This is a genomic window from Pantoea sp. EKM20T (assembly GCF_011800485.1).
GTDB classification, from domain to species: domain Bacteria; phylum Pseudomonadota; class Gammaproteobacteria; order Enterobacterales; family Enterobacteriaceae; genus Pantoea; species Pantoea agglomerans.
The window spans coordinates 1-237 of record NZ_JAALFW010000056.1; the positions used below are offsets into that span (position 1 = coordinate 1).

The window sequence follows — 237 nt, forward strand, 5'->3', positions numbered from 1 at the left end:
CTGACGGTTGCGGCGGTGGACGCGGCGGGCAACGAAGGCCCGCAGGCAGACGGCGACTGGAGCTTTACCGTTGACACCAGCACGGCGGCTCCGGAAATCACGAACAACACCGAGGACGAGCTGGCCGGTAACGCCGAGCCGGGCGCGGTGATCGTGATCACCGATCCGGTCAGCGACAGCGTGACCAGCACGGTGGCGGACGCGGATGGTCACTGGAGCATCCAGCCGAATCCGGCG

Annotated in this window: 1 protein-coding gene; it reads left to right on the top strand. The window is 67.9% G+C overall.

What is annotated here, in order from left to right; genetic code table 11:
• On the top strand, positions 1–237 hold a 237-nt coding region (locus tag HFD94_RS22860), incomplete at both ends, for an Ig-like domain-containing protein (protein ID WP_167433558.1).